The organism is Shewanella sediminis HAW-EB3 (assembly GCF_000018025.1).
GTDB classification, from domain to species: Bacteria; Pseudomonadota; Gammaproteobacteria; order Enterobacterales; family Shewanellaceae; genus Shewanella; species Shewanella sediminis.
Map to the genome: position 1 here is coordinate 3,430,585 of NC_009831.1, position 19,149 is coordinate 3,449,733.

A 19,149-nucleotide genomic window follows, 5' to 3' on the forward strand; every position below is an offset into this window, starting at 1 on the left:
ATCATGATAAGTGTTTTCGACATGTTCAAGATTGGCATAGGGCCTTCGAGTTCTCATACTGTGGGTCCGATGAAGGCTGGCAATATCTTTATTAATGATCTTGATAGAAAAGGACTTCTTGAATCTACCGATGAGTTAAGATCTGAACTGTTTGGCTCCTTAGGGCAAACAGGAAAAGGCCATGGCACCGGCAAAGCGGTGATCCTTGGTCTCATGGGTGAAGCACCGGATACAGTCGATACCGATATCATAGACAAGGTACTCAAAGAGGTCAGCGAATCAGAACAGTTACAGATGGCAAATGGAACAAACGTCATTTTCAGCCGTGACGCCGGAGTCATCTACCATAGACGTAAAAGCTTACCCGCCCACGCCAATGCCATGACGCTATATGCTTTCTCAAAGGGTAAGTGCATCTATGAGAGAACCTATTATTCGGTAGGTGGTGGCTTTATTCTGGACGAAGATGAAATCAAAGCCCAAGACGCCTCTCCTGCCGCGCCAATTCAATCTGCTCCCTTTGATTTTAACAGCGCCAGTGAGCTTCTGGCGGCATGCACAGACAATGGTTTGAGTATCTCTTCACTCATGATGGCGAATGAGCTCAGTGTCGCCCCCGAGAATCAGATAAGAGAACAGCTTTGGCACATTTGGCAGACAATGAAAAATTGTGTCGAGCGTGGTTACCAGAAAGAGGGAATTTTACCCGGAGGCTTGAAATTAAGACGCCGTGCTCCCGCAATGTACCGCAGGTTAAAGGCTGAAGGTAAGAATAATATCGATCCCTTAACTGCTTTGGATTGGGTGGATCTATTCGCGCTATCGGTAAATGAGCAAAATGCGGCGGGCGATCGAGTCGTAACGGCTCCAACAAACGGCGCGGCCGGTATTATTCCTGCGGTACTGTGTTATTACGATACCTTTGTCGAGGAGGTCGATATTGACGTCTGCAGTCGCTACCTGTTAACTGCTGCTGCAATCGGTATTCTCTATAAGAAAAACGCCTCAATTTCCGGTGCCGAAGTTGGCTGTCAGGGCGAAGTTGGCGTAGCCTGCTCGATGGCCGCCGGTGCTCTGACCGAGATCATGGGCGGCACTATCGAGCATGTCGAAAATGCCGCAGAGATAGGTATGGAGCATAACTTAGGCTTAACTTGTGATCCCGTCGGTGGCTTGGTGCAAGTCCCTTGTATAGAACGAAATGCCATGGGCGCGGTGAAGGCCATCAATGCCTCCAGAATGGCGCTACGCGGTGACGGAAATCATAAAGTCTCACTGGATAAAGTCATAAAAACTATGATGGACACAGGTAAAGACATGAGAAGCAAGTACAAGGAAACGGCAAAGGGTGGGTTAGCAGTAAATATCGTTGAATGTTAATTCGACAACTTTAGCTAAGTAAATTCACCGCTACCGTTAAAGTGAATAGTCACAGCTAAAAACAAAAAAACTCGCCAATTGGCGAGTTTTCTGTTTTTACAAATACAGATTCAAACCTGTCTATCTAACCGGCAATTCGATATCGGCAAACATATTTTCTATCGATTGGGGATCTCTGAGACCCACCGCTTTCTCAACCACCTCTTTTGTTAGATGAGGGGCAAAGTGTTCGATGAATTCATACATATAAGTCCTTAAGAAGTTACCTTTCCTAAAGCCTATCTTAGTCGTACTGTGAGCAAACAGATGACTGGCATCGATAGCCACCAGATCTCTGTCCATATTAGGATCGATGGCCATAGAGGCAATGACACCGACACCGAGTCCCAGCCTGACATAGGTTTTCAATACATCCGCACTCGTGGCACTGAAAACGACTCTGGGTTCCAGTCCGGCCCGATTAAATGATTTTTCAATTTCCGATTCGCGATCGAAACCGAATACATATGTCACCAACGGGAAACGGCCCAGATCTTCGATACTGATATTACTGCGAGACGCTAAAGGGTGATCGCGGGTAACGACGATAGAGCGATTCCAATGATAACAAGGCAACATAATCAGATCTGAATAGAGGTGCATTCCCTCGGTTGCAATAGCAAAATCGGCATCGCCTCTTGCCGCCAGTTCACTGATCTGAGATGGCGTACCCTGATGCATATGCAGGTTTACTTTCGGGTACCGGTCGATAAAGCCACGAATGATATTAGGCAAGGCATACCTGGCCTGCGTATCGGTAGTCGCAATATTTAACTCGCCTTGATCCGGCTTAGTGTACTCTTCGGCAACTTTTTTAATGCTTTCAACTTTGCCTAAAATATTATTTGCTATACTTATTACCTGCTCACCGGCAGGAGTAACATGGGTTAAGTGTTTACCACTACGACCGAAGATTTGAATACCTAACTCATCTTCCAGCATACGTACCTGTTTACTGATCCCAGGTTGAGAGGTGTAAAGGTTTTCCGCGGTTGCTGACACGTTAAGGTTATGATTAACCACCTCTGCAATATATCTGAGTTGCTGCAGCTTCATCTTTGTTCCTTCGATTCGACCTCTGACGACACTTTCTCGGGTCTGGAATGGGGATTAAGTATAATAAATAGTTATAGTACAACGTAAAAATTAAATCAATATGGAATATAACATACTGTTAAAGTCAATCACACGACATTAGTCAATTCATAGACTAAGATAGCTATGCTAGTGTGTTGATTTATAGTAGCATTAACAGAATTGCAAAATTAACGGTAGACCTATGATATTTACTTTGGTTCTGATCCTTATCGGTGCGCTATTATTACTCGTTATCGGAATTAATGTCATACAGCAGCAGAAAGAACGTGCTGAAGCTGAGCGTAGAACCGAGCTGGCACGGCAGCGAGCAATAATTGACGAAACGGAAGAGGTATTGTCTCACACCGGCATGTTCCCCTGCTCTTCTCAAATTGTTCTGGTGTTATATAAGCGTGTCCAGGATGCATTAGCTTTAGCGGTTCAAAATGCCGCCAGTCAGGCCGGAGATTACCAACGTCGGGGCGTCGATATCAAAACCCAAATTGATACCCTTCAATCCAGCCCCAAAACGTCACCGGCTATCGAAGGTTTTCGCCTACCCGATAACGATAAGCAGATCCTGACTCTGGTACAGGTACTCAAAAAGCTAAAAGCGATACTGAGAGCCGAGCATAATAAGGGAAAAGTTGAACCCGCAGTTTTTTCTGAAGAGGAGGGGCGCATCGATAGCCTGCAATTAAGGATCAATGTCGACTCTATGCTATCCAGAAGCAGAGCAGCTTGCTTTATGAAGCAGTACGGCTCAGCAAAACAGATGGTAACCAAAGCGCTTTCGACGCTACATGCAATCAAGGCTCAAACACCAAACGATCCTTTCATTGCCCGTAAGGTCGATGAAGCGAAAGCCATGTTAGATGAAATTATGGGTGCCCAGAAAGAAGCGAGCCCGGTAATCAAGCAGGAGAAGGATGAAGAGGATATTGATGTCCTGTTTCAACCGAAGAAGAAGTGGTAGCACTCTCCCCCTTCATTTAAAACCAGCATTTATGCTGGTTTTTTTGTGTCTGAAATAATTGAACCTCAGCAGCTTCGCGGCTAAAGCCACTCCTACATTGGGTTAAATCCTACTTCAATACATAATTGCGTCTCAACAGCTTCGCGGCTAAAGCCGCTCCTACATAGGGTGAAACCTACTTCAATACATAATTGCGTCTCAACAGCTTCACGACTGAAGCCGCTCCTACATAAAAAAAGCCCCGATACAGATCGAGGCTTTCATGTGATCAAGAGTAAACGCTAATCTATTAGCTGATTACTTTTTCTCTTTTGGCTTAGCTTTTGCCTTCGGCTTAGCTTTCTTCTTAGACTCAGAAACCCATTTACCGTCAATGAATTTAGATGCCCATCCAGACGCTTTACCATCGACATCGGTAGCAACATATTGCTCTTTCGTCTTACGACTAAATCGAACCGTTGCCTTATTGCCATCATCATCGGTAACGGGAGCGTCGGCCAGATAAGCGTACTTAGGCCACAGAAGCTCACGATATTTAACCAGCTCTTCCACTAACGGCGCGCGAGTCTCACGTGACTTAGGAAAAGTACTGGCAGCCATAAAGATCCCCGCGGCACCATCTCTAAGCACAAAGTAGCCATCTGACTTAGTACATTTCAGCTCAGGAAGGTGAATAGGATCTTCTTTTGGCGGCGCAGCTTCTCCGCTCTTAAGTAACTTACGAGTATTCTTACAGTCATCGTTAGTACAACCAAAGTACTTACCGAAGCGGCCATTTTTGAGCTCCATATCGTTGCCACAACGGTCGCATTCGATAATAGGACCTTCATAGCCCTTAATTTTAAACTGCCCCTGCTCGACTTCGTAGCCGCCACAAATAGGGTTGTTACCACAGACATGAAGCTTACGCTTCTCATCGATGAGGTAACTATCCATCGCAGTCCCACACACGTCACAACGATGTTTAGCTCTCAATGCGTCAGTCTCTGCATCTTCACTGTTTTCGCTCACAGCTTCTTCGCCGGGAGTGAGGTTCATCGTGGTCTTACAACGCTCTTTGGGGGGTAAGGCATAACCGGAACAGCCCAGGAATACACCCGTTGTTCCCGTTCGAATACCCATAGGTCTATCACAAGTTGGACACTTAATGTTGTCCGTTAACACCATCTCGTTAGGACGCATACCGCCTTCTTCTGGTGCCAACTCGGCTTGCTCAATCTGTTTCGTCAGATCTTTGTAGAAACCATCTAAGACCTTTTTCCACTTAAGTTCGCCTTGCGCCACATCATCGAGGGTTTGCTCCATGCTGGCGGTGAAGTCATAACTCATTAACTCTTTAAAACTACCAACCAGGCTTTCGCTGACGATCTCACCCATCTTCTCGGCATAGAAACGGCGGTTTTCAACTTTCACATAGCCACGGTCTTGAATAGTCGAGATAATGGTTGCATAGGTCGAAGGACGGCCAATACCACGTTTTTCAAGCTCTTTAACCAGTGACGCTTCACCGTATCTCGCAGGCGGCTTGGTAAAGTGTTGCTTAGGCATCAGCTCTTGCAAATTAAGCTTGTCGCCCTGTGCAACAACAGGAAGCGTGTTATCTTCTTCGTTTTTCTTCTTCACAACTGTCTGAACACGAGTCCAACCGTCGAAGCGTAATGTACGCCCCGTCGCCTTTAGCTCGTACTCACCCGCTTTAACGGTCAATCGTGTCGCATCATATTTAGCTGGTGTCATCTGACAAGAGACAAACTGGCGCCAGATCAACTCATACAAGCGCTGAGCATCTCTCTCCATGTCTTTCATGGATGCTGCCTGTACGCTTACATCAGAGGGACGTATCGCCTCGTGAGCTTCTTGAGCACCACCTTTACTACCATAGCGAATTGGCGCTTCAGGCAGATATTTATCCCCAAACTCTTTAGCAATCATCTCCCGCACACCATCGAGAGCCTCTTGGCTCAAGTTGGTCGAATCGGTACGCATATAAGTGATATGACCCGCCTCGTAGAGACGTTGCGCCATCATCATGGTTTTCTTAACACCAAAACCTAAACGCGTACTCGCAGCTTGCTGCAAAGTAGAAGTGATATAGGGCGCCGAAGGTTTACTCGATGTCGCTCTGTCATCACGAGCCGCGACAACAAAACTTGACTGAGACAGGGCCGAGGTTGCCGTTTGGGCCTGTGACTCTGTAACCGGATTAAATGCCTTATCCTGAAACTTAACAACCTGCATCTTTAATGCGGCATTGTTGAGGGTTTCCAGTTGAGCATGAATATCCCAGAACTCTTCAGGGACGAAGGCTTTAATTTCGCTCTCTTTTTCGACAACGAGTCTGGTCGCTACCGATTGTACGCGTCCGGCAGAGAGTCCCCGCGCCACTTTTTTCCAAAGTAACGGAGAGACCATAAAACCAACAACGCGGTCGAGGAAACGACGCGCCTGTTGAGCGTTAACCATATTCGTGTCTAAGGTCGAAGGCTTACTAAACGCATCCTGAATCGCAGATTTAGTGATCTCATTAAAGACGACGCGTTGATAACGTGACGCATCACCACCAATGACCTCTTGAAGATGCCATGCAATTGCCTCCCCCTCTCTATCCAAATCGGTTGCGAGAAAGATTTGGTCAGCGGACTCGGCTAATTTTTGCAGCTCTTTAACGACTTTCTCTTTGCCGGGAAGTGTTTGATAATTAGCTTTCCAGCCTTTATCAGGATCGATTCCCATACGAGAAACGAGTGCTTGCTTGGCTTTTATACTCTTGTAGATGGCTTTCTCTTCAGGAGCCATTTTTCGCACTTCAGCCGGCGTTTTCGTCGCCACTTTAGCTTCAGTACTGGATGATGTTGGCAGGTCACGAATATGACCCACACTCGATTTCACGATGTAATCTTTGCCGAGATATTTATTAATAGTCTTGGCTTTGGCCGGTGATTCGACAATAACTAGCGATTTACCCATAGAATGATCTGCGCCAAAAAGTCTCAAAATTTGTCAATTGGCTCCATATATAGAGGGTTGTCTCGATACTTTCAAGCAAATCCCTCTTTTATTTGTATCGTTGAGCCAATAATTAACCGTTTTGGACTATTTCTAAAATAAGTGTGAAAAAATAAATGCGTAATTAAAAACTAATATTTCATTATTAGTCATCTAGCAAGTAATTGTTGTGCATTTCGATGCAAAAATCACAAAATTGCTGTTTTCACCTACCTTGTTAACCCAAATACCTCAAGTATACTGAGCGCGAAATAGCGTAAAAACATGTAATAATTCGATCGAATTTACGCAATGATAGCCACTTATGCCTTGCTCTGCACCTGTGCTGAGCCTGCTTTAATACATTTTGAGCAAAGAAAAATAATATATTGGGTAAATATGGGACTCAATCGGCAATTTACACTCACCCTTGTCGATAAAAAAAATGAAAATAATGTGCCCACCTTTATTTCAATGGATAAAAAGTATCGCGACCCTAAAAGGAAGAATAATGAAGCACTTTGAAGCGAATTTTGATGGACTGGTTGGACCGACTCACAACTACGCAGGGCTCTCTTTTGGCAATGTCGCCTCCCTCAATAATGCGGCGGCCACCTCAAACCCAAGAGCGGCGGCTAAACAAGGCTTGAAAAAAGCCAAAGCACTTGCAGATATGGGTATGGTCCAAGGCATGTTAGCCCCTCAGGAGCGCCCAGATCTTCACACACTGCGTAGAATTGGTTTTTCAGGCACTGATGCAGAAATTTTAAATAAAGCCGCTAAAGAGGCTCCTGCGTTGCTAAGAGCATGTTGTAGCGCATCAAGCATGTGGACAGCCAACGCGGCCACCGTATCGCCAAGCGCCGATACCCATGATGGCAAGCTACACTTCACGCCTGCAAACCTGGTTGATAAGTTGCACCGTAGCATAGAGCCAGAGACCACCGGCAATATCCTCGCCGCGACATTCAATAATTCGCGTCACTTTGCCCATCACCAACATCTGCCGGAACACAGCAGCTTCGGTGACGAAGGGGCTGCCAACCACACCCGCCTTTGCAAAGATTATGGCAATGCCGGTGTTGAACTATTTGTCTATGGCCAGGAAGCGACGAACCCAGCCGCCCCTAAGCCATCAAAATTTCCTGCCAGACAAACCCTGGAAGCCTCACAGGCCATAGCACGCCTTCATCAGCTCGATGATGAGAACACGGTGTTTATCTCTCAAAACCCGGATGTCATCGATCAGGGCGTTTTCCACAATGACGTCATTGCCGTCGGTAACCAGAATGTCCTCTTCTACCACGAGCAGGCCTTTCTCGATACCAAACGCAAACTCGATGAGATAAAACGTAAATTCGGCGATAGCGAACTTCACTTTATCGAAGTCCCGACCAGTAGAGTTGCCATACAAGATGCGGTGAAGAGTTATCTGTTCAATACTCAGATCATCACACTGCCATCGGGTGAGATGGCCATCATAGCGCCAACTAACTGCCAGGAGAATGAAGCCGTTCACGCCTACCTTAACGAGGTGGTCACCTTAGGGTCGCCGATTAAGCAGGTTAACTATTTTGATGTGAAGCAGAGCATGCAAAATGGTGGCGGCCCGGCATGTCTGAGATTGCGTGTGGCGATGAACGACATGGAGCTGGCCGCGGTTAATCAGCACACCTTGATGAATGATGCCCTATTTACACGTCTTAACGCCTGGGTAGATAAGCATTACCGTGACCGTCTCAGCGTCGATGACTTAGCGGACCCTCAGGTACTCATCGAGTCACGCACCGCGCTGGATGAGCTGACGCAGATAATGAAACTGGGTAGCGTATACCAGTTCCAGAAGTAAGAATTAACTACAACAAATTTTTACACGGCCAATAAAAAACCCAAGGTGCTACCTTGGGTTTTTTATTGCAACTAACTCTTACTCAATGGTAATACCGACCGCGACAACTTCTGTCACCACCCCATTAGGAGTCTCAACTTGAACCAATAATACTCCCGAGTTAGGTTCATCCTCCCCCTTGACTGTTACTTTAACGTCTCGACCACCATTATGGTTACTGCTTGGCCATATATATTCACTACCACTCACCACAGATCCTGCCGTAGCGGTGAAAATCACCTTACTTCCCGCTGGCATCTGCTGGTTATGAAGATCTGAGATAGTGAAGTATACTGAAGCGGAGCCTTTCCCTACAATGGTAATCCTTCCTGGATTATGCACACCATCCTTATCTTCGATAATAATATCTGCATGTTTAGTCGCCACAGCACTGCTACCCGACATCACCATAGTTAAGCTTCGGCGTACATATAAAGATTTAGAATCGGCAATGCCGTCGGCACAGCCAACGTGAGCCGGTAAAGAACAGAGCACACCATTGTATAAGCCGTCTTTTAAATCAAATACGCCATTTGAGTTAAAGTCGACTAACTCTTCTAAAGCGCCACCTGCGTGACCTATTAATTGACCACTGGGTTGAGGGTTAAAGATTGTGTCTTCGTTGTAATCGTTAAATGCATCGTTGAGATCGAATCCCTCGCCGGTGACATCCTTGCCGGTTAAAAATTCACTCATTTCACTGGCATCAAAACGGCCATTACCATTGAGATCCGGGAAGGTCTCCTCGCCGATTGCCGTCGCCGTTATCGTTGCCCGACCACCATATTGCTGGCCATAGATGTTACCATAGACGCGAGTCTGAGCATCATTAGCAATATCACAGATAGATGAGTCACCTTCATTAACTTTAAGCACATAACACGCTAATTCTGCTTTAGGATTACGAATTTGGTCGCCTTTCTCATCGAACAGTGATTGCCCTTCGGGCCTAGCCAGTTGACTCGTCCATGTAACCGAACAAGCACCATTTACTGTCTGACAAGCATCTTCAATCGCACCACCTTCCGTTGTAAATGAGACCGTTGTTCCATCGGGAACCGGGTTGTTGAAGGCATCGGCCATACGTGCGGTGACTTTCACTTCTGTACCATCACGATCCCACCCCTCGGCATTTAGCACTTCGGCAGATAGCGAGAAGCTATCCTGATCCGGGATACCTGTTGAGATAATAAGTTGTTTAGACTGACTGGAGATAACCGGATTAGAGTTATCATCCACTGTCGCGGTCACCCTGACCGAAGTCGCCACAGTACCTGTGGTCACAACAGTTTGAACGATACCTTCATTGTTTGTGGTTGCAACAGCAGGACTGATATCGACTCCACCTACGTTTGTATTCAGTTCAAAAATCACATTCTGATTGCTAACAGGATTACTGTTTTTATCGAGAACCTGAAACTTAACCGTTGAGGACTCGGTTCCTCCCGTACCTAAAATACCGATATTTTCCGGTTCGGCCGAGACAAAAATAATACTCCCCACATCGGCTTGAAGCACGTTTATGATACCAACAGCAGATAGGCTGATGCCGCCAGCGTCAGCGGTAACATGAATTTGATCTTCTCCCACACAGCCTTGGGCTAAATAGGTCGACGTCGCAACACCATTACTCGATGATACAGGAGAGCTTATTTGAGCCTGTGCTGGATTTTTTGTCGCGCAAGTTGACGAGAAATTCACATCAACAGGCTGGGTAAACGCGGTTCCCTGGTCGTCTTGAATGAGTACAGAAATAGTTGCAGTACCACCAGCAGACAAATTAACTGTACTTACTTCCGCGACGCCTTCTTCGAAGGGGGTACCACTTCCCATCACAACATTCGTTGCGCCAACGACAACAATCGTTTTACCGACCTCATTAGTCGACAAACTTGCCGTTACCTCGCCAGCGCCCAAAGAGCTACCGGCATAGATATCGACGGTAGCCTTACCATCGGCATCGGTTACAGCACTTTTAATCGGTAGATCACCGATAGGGCTATCGAAAGTTACAATTACAGATTTATTAATTCCTGTCACTGTCGCCGTTAACCTACCTGGCGATAGAGTGCTAATTGTTTGTATTGGATTACCGGAAGTATCTGTTAGCACCAAAGATACTTGAGCACCGCCACCAGCTTCACCACCATCACCTACCATAGTGACATTCAAAGAGGCTGACTCACCGGATGAAATGGTTGCCGTTATTGTCGCTCCGGTGTTGATCTCAGCGGTATTCAATTGAATAGTTGCAACGCCATCGGCATTGGTAGCTACTTCTCCGGTACCGGGGGCAAATGTTCCATAAGTGTCATTGTTTAGAGTGAAAGAAACTAACGTGCTAACTGCAGCTCCAGTCGAACTTTTCACCGTTGCCGTAATCGTTGCGGGTTCTGCAACCGACACTTGAGTGTTATTAACTGCTAACTCAACTGTAATGGTTGCGGGGGGAGTAGTCCCTCCACCACCATCATCTACGATGTCTCCTCCTCCACTACAAGCAACGATAAAAAACGAACAGATAAATGCGACCAAAACTTGATAAGCTGACTTCATGCCAGACTCCCTGTTACTCAGAATGTAATTTTAAGCAAAGCGCTTATTACTTATAGCTCAACATTACATAATTTTCCCGCTACTTTTCCATAACTATCTTATTTTATTTCGTTAAAATAGCGAAAAACTTTAACTATTTGGCCATTTCATCGCCAGACCTTTCTTGTTAGGCTTACTGTGCAAATTGAAAAGCATAATAATTATACAGGAAGCACTATGGCTTTAACTCAAGCAAGAAAGCTCGGATTGACGAGCAAAATCCTTATCGGTATGGGAGCCGGTATACTTTTCGGACTACTTCTTAGAAACCTATTTCCTGAAAGCACATTCATCGAAAACTATGTCACCGAGGGTTTCTTAAACGTTATCGGGACGATTTTCGTTTCAGGCCTGAAGATGATCGTCGTGCCTTTGGTATTTATCTCCCTTGTCTGCGGAACCTGCTCATTGAGCGATCCGTCCAAGTTGGGACGCTTAGGTGGTAAGACTATCGCCTTCTATCTTTTCACCACGGCAATCGCCCTCTCTATGGCTATCTCAGTTGCCATTCTTGTTCATCCGGGCAACGCTTCTCTGGTCAGCGATGGCTTAGTGTTTAACGCAAAAGAAGCCCCCAGCCTGTCTCAGGTTCTGATCAACATAGTTCCGACCAACCCTCTGCAAGCCATGAGTGAAGGCAATATGCTGCAGATCATCCTCTTTGCGGTGATCTTCGGTTTTGCTATCTCTCATATCGGCGAACGGGGAAAACGTGTTGCAGCGCTGTTCAATGACCTTAACGAAGTGATCATGCGCGTAGTGACCCTTATTATGCAACTCGCCCCTTATGGTGTCTTTGCATTGATGGCAAAACTCGCCCTGACATTAGGCTTAGAGACGTTTGGTAGTGTGGTTCAATACTTCTTCGTGGTATTAGGCGTGTTATTGCTGCATGCCTTCGTAGTCTATCCATCCCTTTTGAAGATCATTGCCGGACTCAACCCATTCACCTTTATCCGAAAGATGAGAGATGTTCAGCTGTTCGCCTTCAGTACCGCGAGTTCTAACGCGACACTACCCGTCACGATTGAAACTGCCGAGCACAGGTTAGGCGTCGATAACAAGGTGGCTTCATTCACTCTGCCGTTGGGCGCAACCATCAACATGGACGGCACGGCGATTATGCAGGGCGTTGCTACTGTCTTTATCGCACAGGTCTATGGCATAGACCTTACTATCACCGATTACACCATGGTGGTTGTTACAGCGACTCTGGCATCAATCGGCACGGCGGGGGTTCCGGGTGTAGGCCTTATCATGTTAGCCATGGTACTGAATCAGGTTGGGTTACCCGTCGAAGGCATTGCATTGATCATCGGTGTCGATAGATTACTGGATATGGTGCGAACGGCCGTCAATGTCACCGGCGATACCGTGGCTACCGTGGTTATTGCCAAATCTGAAAAGGAGTTCAATGAGGTGACGTTCAATGACACTCAAGCGGGTAAGGCCGCCAGCAGCTTCAACGATCAGCTTAATGCTAAATAATGGGTATGATCAAAAAATTCGATAGCTGATACGAGATAGCATCAGCTAGGCATAAAAAATGGCGTCCAATTGGACGCCATTTTTTTGTTTTTTACTACATACGAATTTTACTGCAAAATATATTTAAGTTGAGTCAGTGACTCCGGCCTTATCTCTCCCAGTAAGCTTCTTCTAAGCTATCTTCACGCTCGGGCAGGCCGCGGGACAGACGAGGGCTATGTTGAGCCAGCACTTCGTACGCCACACGGTTAGCATATTTACAAACTTGAGAAAACGAGGAGTAACACAGGCCATCACGCATATGCTTGCTTGAACCCGGGACATTGGCTTTATGGAACGTATTAGACGCCAAGTCATGCAGTAAAGCCGCGAGTGCGCCATCACCGGCACCATTGGTATTACGGATCTTCTCAGGCCCTCCCATGTAAGGAGAGATATGAGCATAGACTTTAATCGGTGTATCACAGGCAGATTTTAACTTGGGACGAGAGAACTCGTAACGGTTAAACTCAGGGATCATACCCGGCAAAAGTGTATGACTGGTCTCTCTCTTCTCCGAGTCCTCCGTATAGCCCGCCATATAAAGTCCGAGAGGGCCAGCCGTAGTTAACACCAGATCACACAACTCAAGCGCCGCTTCACTGGCCTGTAACGGATCTTTGAAACCGGTCAAGGCTTCCCCTTCATCTTCATTCATCGCTAAGATGGTGACATTATCTTTGATAAACGACTTCCACCAGCTAGGGTCTTCTTCGATCAGGAATCGTGTCCCTAAGGTTAATACAACCGGTACACCCGCCTCTTTTGCATATTCGATGGCCTTAAGCGCCGCATCAGTTATCTGATCGCCATCACTGGCTCTCATTAAGTATGCCGTTAATATCAAGGCCGATGCCCCCTGAACGATATCTTTATCGATATATTCAGGTGTCAGCTTATCCATAGACCCTTTACTGATAGCAAAGGTACGCTCACCACATTCTGAGATAAGGGTGAAACAACGTCCTATAGGCCCATTAACAGGCTGGAGATAGTTAAGATCGACTTTTGAAGAGGTATTACACAGATAGCGGTAGGCATAACTGCCTACCTCAATATTATTGCTCATAACACCAAATAGCACAGATCTGTCATCGGCAAGAATCGAGTAATTATGGACCGTATTGCCTATGGTACCGCCGGCAAACTCATCGCTGACCAGTTTATTGGTTTTCAGCTCTGAATAGAGTGCATGGGCTTTTTCATCATCGATAAGTGTAGAGTTACCTTTAGGCAACGCATACCGCTCAAGAAGTTCATCACCGACTTTAGCTTCGATATCCACCAAAGTCTGATCGATACCGGTTATGTATGTTGGAAAGCGTTGAGGCTGCTGCGTCATTTGCGCCAATAATGGGTCACGATTTTTTACGGGGAAATAGTGCTTGGACTTTCGCTGACCTGGAAACTTCATTTTATGATCTCGCTATTTGGCAACAAGGGATATTGGCTTAATGTGAGCCTAGGCCTAAAAGGCAACACAACCACTATATTGACCCTCGGCGTGCTGAAGGCCAATATAAATGGCGGCAGATCCTAACATACACAGTGAATTTCACCAGTAAGCAGGTCAAGTTTTTTAAATTAAGCTCAAACCCATTGAGCTGCTTGCTCAGTGACCAGCTTAGCCAACAATTCAATGTGAGGCTCATTGTCATTAAGGCAGGGAATAAAACGATAGCTTTCACCACCCGATTCGATAAAGCTCTCTTTACCACCGATGGAGATCTCTTCGAGGGTTTCTAAACAATCGGCTGCGAATGCAGGACACATAATATCGACTGATTTCACGCCTTTCTCAGGGAGTGACTCCAATAACTTATCAGTATAGGGCGTTAACCACTCCTCCTTTCCAAACTGTGACTGAAAACAGAGCTTCCACTGTTCATCCTTCAATCCTAAGGCCTGAGCAAGCAAGAGCGCCGTAGCCTGGCACTGCGCTTGATAAGGGTCCCCTTCATTAACATATCTTACCGGCACGCCATGAAAGGACATCAATAGAACATCGGCCTGACCATGTTCATTCCAGTGAGACTTCACAGAGGAAGCCAACGCCTCAATATAAGTGGGATCTTGATAGTACTCTTTATTAAACCGGGTCTCGGGAATATCCCTCCAACCTTTGAACTCGGCCGCAATGGCGTCAAAAACCGGTGCGACGGTCGAACATGAATATTGCGGATAAAGTGGCAGTACGACAATCCGTTTGACACCTTGTTGCTTCAGTTTTTCTAAACCGGAAGCCAAAGATGGATTACCATAACTCATCCCCAGCTCCACAGGGATCGCTTGCCCAAGCTGCTCTTGCAATAAGCTGGCGACCTTCTCTCGTTGTCGTTGGCTGACCACCATTAACGGAGAGCCTTCATCGGACCAGATAGCTTGATATAATTTTGCGACTTTAGCGGGACGAGTATTTAAAATGATGCCATTTAAGATCGGTTTCCAAATCAATGGATTCAGATCAACAACACGGGGATCGCTTAGAAACTGCTTAAGAAAACGCTTAACGTCACTCGCACTTGGAGAATCGGGGGTCCCCAAATTCACCAAAAGTACACCAAATGCCGGGGGTGTCTCGCTCATCATTGAATTCATTTAAAATACCAATTGTACTTAATAGTTAATTCTTCTACCGGCTGGAACGACCAGTAGCAGCGAAAAAATCTAGGCTAGCATCCAAAACCCCATAAAAAAAGCCCACTTAAGTGAGCTTTTTAAAATATGAGAACTAGCTCATTTAGTCATGGCTTTGACTCAAGCGATTGGATTGAAGTTAGCTTAACGCTGTAACAATCTGCTCACTCACAGCAGCAACACTCTGAGTGCCGTCAAACTTGCTGTATGTAGAGTGACCCGCTGCCGCAACCTTGCCATAATATTCAACGAGTGGCTTAGTCTGCTCGTGGTAAATAGCCAGACGCTTACGAACTGTGCTCTCTTCGTCATCAGGACGAATAGCCAACTCTTCGCCTGTCACATCATCCTTTCCTTCAACTTTTGGTTGATTGAAAACGATATGATAAACACGACCAGAACCTGGGTGAACACGGCGGCCACCCATGCGTTTAACGATCTCTTCATCGGGTACGTCGATCTCAACGACATGGTCGATACTGATCCCACTCGAAGCCATCGCATCGGCCTGTGGGATCGTACGCGGAAAACCGTCAAGCAGGAAACCTTTCGCACAATCATCTTGAGCTACACGCTCTTTTACTAACCCAATGATCAGCTCATCTGAGACCAACTGGCCTGCATCCATCACTTTCTTAGCTTCTAAACCAAGAGGTGTGCCAGCTTTAACCGCTGCACGTAACATATCACCTGTTGAAATTTGCGGGATACCGTACTTTTCCATGATGAACTGGGCCTGGGTACCTTTACCGGCACCTGGGGCACCTAATAACATGATGCGCATCTCGAGAGTCCTCTTATTTCACATAGTTTTTATCATTGGGCGGCGATCTTCGCACAATTGGCCGCCCTTTTGAAGGGTTTTGAATGAGTTTTAGGCTGGATTTAGTTAGACTTTAGCCTGATAGACAAGAATTTTTTACCGATAAAATGACTAACCGGCAATTATGTCGATCTTTTGTACTAAAACAGCAAACATGACCTAATAAAGTAAACTGTACAATTTTCGTCTATATTGGTTGGCTAGTGCATTCCCCTGGCCTAACGCAGTCAATATCTCCAAAAACAGCTTTTTGGCATCACCATTTTCAATTGTGATATCTTTCGATAACGGCGTAAATAACAGCCCCAACGCTTCTTCGTTTCGTTTGGCCTGATGCAGTGCTTTTACCAGCTCCATCAAGACTGCGATATTTGATGGTTCGCTGTCGAAAGCTTGCTGTAACTGTCTTATCTCTGGTGTATCGGCCGCATCCAATGCAAGCGCAAGTTTAGCTTTTAAACTTTGATAATAACTGTCCTGATCGGCAAGCCCGACACTATCCAAGAGCTGGGTCGCTGTAACAAGATCTCCGGCCATCAGTTGCGCATCGGCATAAACCAGAGCCACTTCAGCATTGGGTGACTCAGCAAACGCCTGTTTTAACAATACCAGCGCAGGTTCAAACTCGTGCAAAGCAAGATGGTTCTTCGCCTGATTTAGTTGCAACTCCCACTGGGCAGGCAGGTGCTTGTCGAGCATAGCCGATATTTGCCCCTCATCCTGGCTTCCTGCAAATCCATCGATAGGCTTTCCTTCGCTCAGAACAAGCGTGGTTGGGACATTTTGAATTTGAAAATAGTTAGCGATCTCCATCTCTTTATCGCAATCGACCTTCGCCAAAACAAAACGCCCGGATTGCTTCTGTGCCATCGATGTCAATGTCTGACACAGGGCGACACTTTCAGGGCTCTGTTGAGACCAAAAAGATAAGACAACCAGCTGCTTCATTGAAACATCTACTATCTGCTGAATATTCTCTTTAGTCAGTTCCAAAACGGTTTCCATAACGATCCTTGAGATGAGCCTTAATAAACCACGATGTTCACTTCAGGTATAAAAAAGAGGCAGAACCTTGTCCATGTACACTCAGGTATCAGACGTCCTGCCTCACATTGCTGCTAATTTGTACTATTTAAGTTTAGCTAACAGCATCTCATTCATCAGCTTAATGAAGGCCGAAGGGTCAGCTAAGCTGCCTTTTTCAGAGAGCTGTGCTTGCTGAAGTAGCAAATCACTCCACTGAGCAAATAACGCTTCATCTTGCTCGTCGTTAAGACGAGCAACCAGTGGATGCTCTGGATTAATTTCAAATGTTGGTTTGCTTTCAGGAACAGCTTGACCCGCAGCCTCCATCAACTTAATCATCTGAGTAGACATCTCACCTTCACCGGCAACGACACAGGCAGGCGTATCGGTCAGACGAGTGGTCACTTTAACAGCCGACACTTTCTCACCCAGAGAATCTTTAATTCGCTTAACTAAACCTTCAGATTCAGTTTCAAGCTTCTCTTGCGCCTCTTTCTCGCCAGCGTCCTCGAGATCGCCAAGCTCAAGATCGCCACGTGTCACAGAGTGAAGCTGTTTACCATCAAAATCTGTCAGGTGATTGATCAACCACTCATCGATACGCTCTGACATCAATACAACTTCGATGCCTTTCTTGCGAAGAAGTTCTAAGTGCGGGCTGTTTGCAGCAGCCTCATGACTGTCGGCAACGATATAATAGATCTTGCTCTGACCTTCCTGCATACGGCTCACGTAATCGGCAAGCGATACCGTAGGAGCAGCATCTTCAGTGTGGGTCGATGCGAAACGCAACAAGCCAGCAATACGCTCCTTGTTCACCATATCTTCGGCAGGTCCCTCTTTTAGTACCTGACCAAATTCAGCCCAGAACGTCTGATATTTCTCAGCATCATTCTTTGCCAGTTTCTCTAACATGCCAAGCACACGCTTAGTCACTGCCGTGCGAAGTGCCGTCGTGACCTTGTTGTCCTGTAAAATCTCACGCGATACGTTTAACGGCAGATCGTTAGAGTCGATAAGACCCTGAACGAATCGAAGATAGCTAGGCATAAACTGCTCGGCATCATCCATTACAAACACGCGCTGAACAAATAACTTCAAACCATGCTTACGATCACGGTTCCACATATCCCACGGAGCCTTCGAAGGGATATAAAGCAAGCTGGTGTACTCTTGCTTACCTTCTACACGGTTGTGGCTCCACAGTAGCGGATCGGTAAAGTCATGTGAGATATGTTTATAGAACTCTTCATACTCCTCTTTAGACACATCACTCTTGTTACGTGTCCAAAGTGCAGTTGCCTTGTTCATCGATTGCCATTGGCCATCCGTCGCTGCAACCGCTTCTTGCTCTTCAGTCGCCTCAATGGCAGGTGTGCCCTCTTCCCACATTTCAACGGGAACAGAGATATGATCTGAATACTTAGTAATGATTGAACGAAGACGATAATCGTCGGCAAACTCTTTCTCTTCTTCACGAAGGTGCAGTACGATCTCTGTACCACGAGTCTCTTTAACTATGGTGTCGACGGTAAAGTCGCCTTCACCAGCCGATTCCCACTGCACCCCTTCATCACTGCCATGTCCGGCGGCACGGGTACGAACCGTAACCTTATCGGCCACAATAAATGAAGAGTAGAAACCAACACCAAATTGACCGATAAGTTGTGAATCTTTTGACTCATCGCCTGATAAGTTTTTAAAGAAATCTGCCGTGCCTGACTTTGCAATGGTACCTAAGTGCTCAATAACAGTATCGCGGGTCATACCGATACCATTATCTTCAATCGTTACTGTGCCTTTCTCTTTATTGGTACTGATGCGAACGCGCAGCTCACCATCACCTTCATAGAGAGCATCGTTAGTCAGTGCCTCATAACGCAGCTTGTCTGACGCATCGGCTGCGTTAGATACCAATTCACGCAAGAAAATCTCTTTATTTGAGTACAAAGAGTGGATCATCAAGTTCAGGAGTTGCTTGACTTCAGTTTGAAAGCCGTGAGTTTCTTGTTGTGACATGGATTATTCCTTCTGTATTTCACAAAGCGTTTTTCTTTATGCAAGTAGAGATGGGGCTGGAATTTTGCTTTTCAAGGGAAATCTATCGGGAATTTCAATAATCTCCACCGACAAAACAAAAAAACCAGCGTCTGCATAACAAACACTGGTATTCGATTCGGTTTCAGCGCCGTCAGG

At 46.1% G+C, this 19,149-nt stretch carries 12 protein-coding genes; 4 read left to right on the plus strand and 8 right to left on the minus strand.

The window, feature by feature from the left end; all coding sequences use genetic code 11:
* Window positions 1-3 precede the first annotated feature (3 nt).
* Window positions 4-1,380: an L-serine ammonia-lyase gene (locus SSED_RS14830; protein WP_012143175.1), complete on the plus strand. Its 1,377-nt coding sequence runs from the start codon at window positions 4-6 to the stop codon at window positions 1,378-1,380.
* Between the two features lie 120 nt (window positions 1,381-1,500).
* Here SSED_RS14830 and cysB read toward each other — a convergent pair whose 3' ends face one another.
* A complete protein-coding gene (gene cysB / locus SSED_RS14835) occupies window positions 1,501-2,475 on the minus strand; it encodes an HTH-type transcriptional regulator CysB (protein WP_012143176.1) in 975 nt (324 codons plus the stop codon).
* Between the two features lie 223 nt (window positions 2,476-2,698).
* On the opposite strand from cysB, the gene SSED_RS14840 reads away from it, so the two are divergent.
* Window positions 2,699-3,472: a hypothetical protein gene (locus SSED_RS14840; protein WP_012143177.1), complete on the plus strand. Its 774-nt coding sequence runs from the start codon at window positions 2,699-2,701 to the stop codon at window positions 3,470-3,472.
* Window positions 3,473-3,769: 297 nt separating this feature from the next.
* Here SSED_RS14840 and topA read toward each other — a convergent pair whose 3' ends face one another.
* The gene (gene topA / locus SSED_RS14845) at window positions 3,770-6,439 is read right to left on the minus strand and encodes a type I DNA topoisomerase (RefSeq protein ID WP_012143178.1); all 2,670 of its coding nucleotides are present in this window, start codon (window positions 6,437-6,439) and stop codon (window positions 3,770-3,772) included.
* Window positions 6,440-6,968: 529 nt separating this feature from the next.
* On the opposite strand from topA, the gene astB reads away from it, so the two are divergent.
* Window positions 6,969-8,306 (plus strand): N-succinylarginine dihydrolase, encoded by a 1,338-nt coding sequence (astB, locus tag SSED_RS14855; protein WP_012143179.1) that lies wholly within the window; start codon window positions 6,969-6,971, stop codon window positions 8,304-8,306.
* Window positions 8,307-8,384: 78 nt separating this feature from the next.
* Here the strand turns inward: astB and SSED_RS14860 are convergent, their stop codons facing one another.
* Window positions 8,385-10,901, minus strand: a complete 2,517-nt coding sequence (locus SSED_RS14860; protein WP_012143180.1) for a hypothetical protein — start codon at window positions 10,899-10,901, stop codon at window positions 8,385-8,387.
* Window positions 10,902-11,117: 216 nt separating this feature from the next.
* Here SSED_RS14860 and SSED_RS14865 point away from each other — a divergent pair, with 216 nt between their 5' ends.
* Entirely contained in the window at window positions 11,118-12,428 is a 1,311-nt protein-coding gene (locus tag SSED_RS14865) for a dicarboxylate/amino acid:cation symporter (RefSeq protein ID WP_012143181.1), read from the plus strand.
* 148 nt (window positions 12,429-12,576) lie between these two features.
* Here SSED_RS14865 and SSED_RS14870 read toward each other — a convergent pair whose 3' ends face one another.
* From SSED_RS14870 to htpG, 5 genes are all read right to left on the minus strand, one after another.
* Window positions 12,577-13,881 carry an inosine/guanosine kinase gene (locus tag SSED_RS14870; RefSeq protein WP_012143182.1) on the minus strand — a complete coding sequence of 435 codons (1,305 nt, stop codon included), beginning with the start codon at window positions 13,879-13,881 and terminating at the stop codon, window positions 12,577-12,579.
* A 176-nt stretch (window positions 13,882-14,057) separates the two neighbouring features.
* Window positions 14,058-15,053: a ferrochelatase gene (gene hemH, locus SSED_RS14875; protein WP_150104432.1), complete on the minus strand. Its 996-nt coding sequence runs from the start codon at window positions 15,051-15,053 to the stop codon at window positions 14,058-14,060.
* A gap of 190 nt (window positions 15,054-15,243) precedes the next feature.
* On the minus strand, window positions 15,244-15,888 hold the full coding sequence (adk, locus tag SSED_RS14880) for an adenylate kinase (RefSeq protein WP_012143184.1): 645 nt from the start codon (window positions 15,886-15,888) through the stop codon (window positions 15,244-15,246).
* A 198-nt stretch (window positions 15,889-16,086) separates the two neighbouring features.
* Complete coding sequence (locus SSED_RS14885; RefSeq protein WP_012143185.1) at window positions 16,087-16,932, minus strand: co-chaperone YbbN; 846 nt, start codon at window positions 16,930-16,932, stop codon at window positions 16,087-16,089.
* 123 nt (window positions 16,933-17,055) lie between these two features.
* Window positions 17,056-18,972 (minus strand): molecular chaperone HtpG, encoded by a 1,917-nt coding sequence (gene htpG, locus SSED_RS14890; protein WP_012143186.1) that lies wholly within the window; start codon window positions 18,970-18,972, stop codon window positions 17,056-17,058.
* Window positions 18,973-19,149: the final 177 nt, after the last annotated feature.

What these genes read in the sequence shown, in the direction of transcription:
- SSED_RS14830 (WP_012143175.1), top strand. Translation starts at nt 4, where the DNA reads ATGATAAGTGTTTTCGACATGTTCAAGATTGGCATAGGGCCTTCGAGT.
- cysB (WP_012143176.1), bottom strand. Translation starts at nt 2,475, where the DNA reads ATGAAGCTGCAGCAACTCAGATATATTGCAGAGGTGGTTAATCATAAC.
- SSED_RS14840 (WP_012143177.1), top strand. Translation starts at nt 2,699, where the DNA reads ATGATATTTACTTTGGTTCTGATCCTTATCGGTGCGCTATTATTACTC.
- topA (WP_012143178.1), bottom strand. Translation starts at nt 6,439, where the DNA reads ATGGGTAAATCGCTAGTTATTGTCGAATCACCGGCCAAAGCCAAGACT.
- astB (WP_012143179.1), top strand. Translation starts at nt 6,969, where the DNA reads ATGAAGCACTTTGAAGCGAATTTTGATGGACTGGTTGGACCGACTCAC.
- SSED_RS14860 (WP_012143180.1), bottom strand. Translation starts at nt 10,901, where the DNA reads ATGAAGTCAGCTTATCAAGTTTTGGTCGCATTTATCTGTTCGTTTTTT.
- SSED_RS14865 (WP_012143181.1), top strand. Translation starts at nt 11,118, where the DNA reads ATGGCTTTAACTCAAGCAAGAAAGCTCGGATTGACGAGCAAAATCCTT.
- SSED_RS14870 (WP_012143182.1), bottom strand. Translation starts at nt 13,881, where the DNA reads ATGAAGTTTCCAGGTCAGCGAAAGTCCAAGCACTATTTCCCCGTAAAA.
- hemH (WP_150104432.1), bottom strand. Translation starts at nt 15,053, where the DNA reads ATGAGCGAGACACCCCCGGCATTTGGTGTACTTTTGGTGAATTTGGGG.
- adk (WP_012143184.1), bottom strand. Translation starts at nt 15,888, where the DNA reads ATGCGCATCATGTTATTAGGTGCCCCAGGTGCCGGTAAAGGTACCCAG.
- SSED_RS14885 (WP_012143185.1), bottom strand. Translation starts at nt 16,932, where the DNA reads ATGGAAACCGTTTTGGAACTGACTAAAGAGAATATTCAGCAGATAGTA.
- htpG (WP_012143186.1), bottom strand. Translation starts at nt 18,972, where the DNA reads ATGTCACAACAAGAAACTCACGGCTTTCAAACTGAAGTCAAGCAACTC.